Genomic DNA, 3,908 nt, shown 5'->3' on the forward strand with positions numbered 1-3,908 from the left:
CTTCTCGTCCTTTTCATACTCTCGCTCCTTTTTTGCCGTCTATTGCACGGCTTGGGGTGAGCAAGATTACCACTTATCCGACTGTCCGAATTTGCGAGGCCACTTCTGACTCAGTGGTTTGACTGGTACAATCAGGAGCGTTTTCATCAAGGTTTTGATAACCAAGCTCCCAATGAGGTTTATTATCAATATCAAGCAATTCATCAGCCCGCCTGGGCTTGATTAACTAACAATAGCAGAGCTTAATTCTACTCTCAGGTTGTTCAGTTGCAGGTGACCACTTCACTGATTAAGAAATTGTTTGTGTTAAGTTTTAGTATATCCGATTAGTTAATTATTAGTGAAAAACTCTCAATCGATGGATTTGAAATATCGAGGCCGATTTGCTCCATCGCCAACCGGACCACTGCATTTTGGCTCATTGGTTGCGGCTGTGGGCAGTTACCTCGATGCGAAATTTCATCATGGCAATTGGCTTGTTAGAGTCGAAGATGTTGATTCGCTACGCGAAGTCCCTGGCGCGGCGAGCAAAATATTATATGTGCTAAAAAGATTAGGTATGGAATGGGATGACGTAGTTATCTACCAAAGTCAGCGCTCTGAAGCCTATCACGAGGCATTGAACGCTTTGAGTAAACAAAGCCTAATCTACCCCTGTATTTGTTCAAGAAAAGAAATTGCTGATTCCAGCATTATAGGTTTGGGCGGACCTATTTATCCTGGGACTTGCCTTAAGAATCCAACTTCTATAAAAAAAGTACATGCACTTCGCATTCAAACTAATGATGATTCAATTCAGTTTGAGGATATTTTGTCGGGTTTATATTCTCAGAGGCTTAGAAGTGATGTGGGAGATTTTGTTTTGCGCAGAGGCGATGGGATTTATGCTTATCAGTTAGCTGTAGTGGTGGATTATGCGGCACAAAATATAACGCATGTTGTGCGTGGCGCAGATCTTTTGGATTCAACGCCGCGCCAAATATTTTTACAGCAATTATTGGGCTATCCAATACCGCAATATATGCATTTGCCAGTGGTAACGAATGCGCTGGGTGAGAAGCTCAGTAAGCAAACAAACGCAGCTCCGGTCAATATTACGAATGCATTACCGCAATTAGTTGATGCATTACATTTCTTAGGTCAAAAACCACCTGTAGAAATTTTAGAAGGCGATATCTCTTCCTTCTGGCAATGGGCCAAACAAAACTGGTGTGTAAATCTGATTCCTCATTAATTGTGGATTGTTATTGTTTAGGGTTCCGGGGTTAATTTAAAGTAAGGCGCTAAGCGTAATATTTGTGCTAGTCTGTAACACTTAACGAATCTTATTAATGCAAGCAGGATTTGTGCAATTGTTCATACAATCAATCTATGTGATTGAAGACTTAGTGAGAAAAAATTATTGTTTCTCAAGCATATCAGGTAAGGAGATACTGTGGCTTTTTTGCCGTTTAATATACCGAAACAAAAGCGATTGAAAGTAGTAATTGTAGGTGGAGGGTATGCGGGCATTGCTGCATTAACAAATCTTTTGCAATACGTTCCCGATACAGATATCACGATTATTGATCCTAAAACGCAACATATAAAAATCACGCACTTACATGAGACATTCCGGTATCCTTTAACAGATCTACTGGTTCCATTTACCGAGATAGAAAATCGTTACGGTTGTCGGCATATTGTAGCGTCGATAAATTTTGATCAAGATGAGCTACAAGAATGCCAGGATAAAAAACAACTGATTCTCAATGAAGAAGTTTTAAATTTTGATTACCTGATTATTGCTTCGGGTTGTGAAAGTAGGGCTGTTGATTCGATAAGAAAAGATAATATTTTGAGTTTGCAGGACTTCACGATTGTAAATGGATCAGATTTGTTAACAAAATTACTAAACCAAGGCAATTCATCTGAACAATCTATTTCTGTTGTGGGTGGAGGAGCAACGGGTATACAGTTCTTGTTTGAAATAAAGCAATTTCTTAATCGAATTAAAAGTAAAGCTGGATTACGCCTGGTTCATTCGGGTGAACATGTACTGGAGCAATTTCCTGATGGGTTCGGTTGTTATGTGGAGTCTCACATGCGTGATATGGATATTGCTTTTTACCCCAGCACCTATTACCGTGAACAGCAGGATGGTCAAATTTTACTGACAGAAAAACAAACAAAAAAACAGTTTGAGTTAGCTTCTAGCCTGTCTATTTTGTTTTTAGGTAAGAAACAACAAAATATTTTTACCGCAAATGCTTTCGGGCAGGTTATAGTTAGTCAGGAGTCATTGCAAAATATTTTTGTAGCAGGCGATTGTTCTTATTATCAATCGTTAGGTTCGAATACATTAACAGCACAGTCAGCTGTTCGGAAAGGAAAGTTAGTAGCACGCAATATCTTGCGGCATTCTGGTTTTCCCGGACTACTTGAGCCCTATCTTCATCATGAACTAGGCTATGTAGTGAGTCTTGGGTCTTCAGATGCGGTAGGCTGGTTGGTTTCGGAAGGCAATCTGATCACAGGCATTCCAGCTTTGACAATTAAAGAATTGGTTGAAGCGCAATATGACTTATTATTGGCAGGAATAGATACCTACTTGGTTTAGCAAATACTACGCAGGAGGCATTAAAATGCTTGGTTTGTTCAAAGATACCCCTGTAATTGGCAAAGCCAATACAATAATCCAAACGCCCAGTGAAAAGCTTTTTAATTTTATTGGTAACGATTTGCTTATTAATTATCCCAGATGGTCACCGGAGGTTAAAGAATTGGAGAAACTCACCGATGGACCTGTAAAATTGGGGACACTATGCCGTCAAGTGCGCATTGATCAAGGTAATCGCTCTGAATCGACATTCAAAGTTAAATTTTTTGATGTAGGGGCACGTATTTGTTTTGAAGGTGTTTCTAATCCTTACCGATGTGACTATGTGATTGAATCAGTCAACGCTTCAGATAGCCGGATAATATTTATCTTTGAGCTGCTTAGTCTCGATTTACATGTAAGGCCATTTGAAAAATTGGTACGCATTGCTGTTCAAGACGGAACCGAACGAACTGTCAAGAACATCAAGAAATTAATTGAAGCAGATTAGGCTGATTTCAAGTAATCGGCAGTCCCCGCATGAGTGTATTTATTTAGCCAACAATTGATTAACCTGGAGAGAAAATCATGGATTTTATCGTTGAGAAAGACCCTGGATTAATTCCACAAGTATTGTCCAAGATTCTTGATTCATGTGTAAACGGAGTATCACTGGCTGATCCTGATCAAGAGGATATGCCATTGGTTTATGTTAATAAAGCCTTTGAAACGATAACTGGATATACGCTAGCGGAAGTTGCAGGTAAAAATTGCCGTTTCTTGCAGGGAAAGGAACACGATCAAAGAGAAGTTAATAAATTGCGAGAAGCCATAAAAGATAAGAAATCCGTTGAAGTGACGCTGCATAATTATCGTAAGAATGGTGAGTTATTTTATAACCATTTACTGATGTCACCACTTTTTGATTCCAATGGAAATTTACTCTATTTCCTAGGTGTGCAATTAGACGTTACCCCACAAATCCGGGCAGAAGAGGAAATTAAAGCATTGAAGGAACAACTTGCGATACTTAAAAAGTGAGCGTCCGGATACCAGGAAAATTCAGGGATAGTGTCATCCACAATGAGTTTATAATATATTGTTAATAATGAATATTATTATGGTGTATTTGAAAAGTTACCCCGCGGCCTTTACTTTTGAATTACTCCCGAATACATCGATTGCAGATTCCTGTAACTGCTGCTTCCATTCCGAAATCTGGTTCGGATGTGCATCAAATTGTTCAGCTAGCTCAGCTAGTGTCTTATCACCCTTGATCGCAGATATTGCCACCTTGGCTTTGAATCCCGCTGCGTGATTCCTTCTCGTC

4 protein-coding genes and 1 pseudogene are annotated in these 3,908 nt (G+C 39.4%); 4 read left to right on the top strand and 1 reads right to left on the bottom strand.

Annotated elements, in window-relative coordinates; translation table 11 throughout:
- Positions 1-358 precede the first annotated feature (358 nt).
- The 4 genes from gluQRS to ACH10T_RS08825 all read left to right on the top strand — a co-directional run bounded on the left by gluQRS (position 359) and on the right by ACH10T_RS08825 (position 3,619).
- Complete coding sequence (gene gluQRS, locus ACH10T_RS08810) at positions 359-1,234, top strand: tRNA glutamyl-Q(34) synthetase GluQRS (RefSeq protein ID WP_394808929.1); 876 nt, start codon at positions 359-361, stop codon at positions 1,232-1,234.
- A gap of 201 nt (positions 1,235-1,435) precedes the next feature.
- Complete coding sequence (locus tag ACH10T_RS08815; RefSeq protein WP_394808926.1) at positions 1,436-2,599, top strand: NAD(P)/FAD-dependent oxidoreductase; 1,164 nt, start codon at positions 1,436-1,438, stop codon at positions 2,597-2,599.
- A 25-nt stretch (positions 2,600-2,624) separates the two neighbouring features.
- Complete coding sequence (locus ACH10T_RS08820) at positions 2,625-3,089, top strand: polyketide cyclase (RefSeq protein ID WP_394808927.1); 465 nt, start codon at positions 2,625-2,627, stop codon at positions 3,087-3,089.
- Between the two features lie 77 nt (positions 3,090-3,166).
- A complete protein-coding gene (locus tag ACH10T_RS08825) occupies positions 3,167-3,619 on the top strand; it encodes a PAS domain-containing protein (protein ID WP_394808928.1) in 453 nt (150 codons plus the stop codon).
- Between the two features lie 126 nt (positions 3,620-3,745).
- Here ACH10T_RS08825 and ACH10T_RS08830 read toward each other — a convergent pair.
- Positions 3,746-3,908 (bottom strand): annotated as a pseudogene (locus ACH10T_RS08830) (transposase); the annotation flags it as partial.

This window comes from Nitrosomonas sp., assembly GCF_043753625.1.
Taxonomy (GTDB): Bacteria; Pseudomonadota; Gammaproteobacteria; order Burkholderiales; family Nitrosomonadaceae; genus Nitrosomonas.

Coding starts and splice junctions, on each gene's coding strand:
- ACH10T_RS08825 (WP_394808928.1), top strand. CDS start 3,167: ATGGATTTTATCGTTGAGAAAGACCCTGGATTAATTCCACAAGTATTG.
- ACH10T_RS08820 (WP_394808927.1), top strand. CDS start 2,625: ATGCTTGGTTTGTTCAAAGATACCCCTGTAATTGGCAAAGCCAATACA.
- gluQRS (WP_394808929.1), top strand. CDS start 359: ATGGATTTGAAATATCGAGGCCGATTTGCTCCATCGCCAACCGGACCA.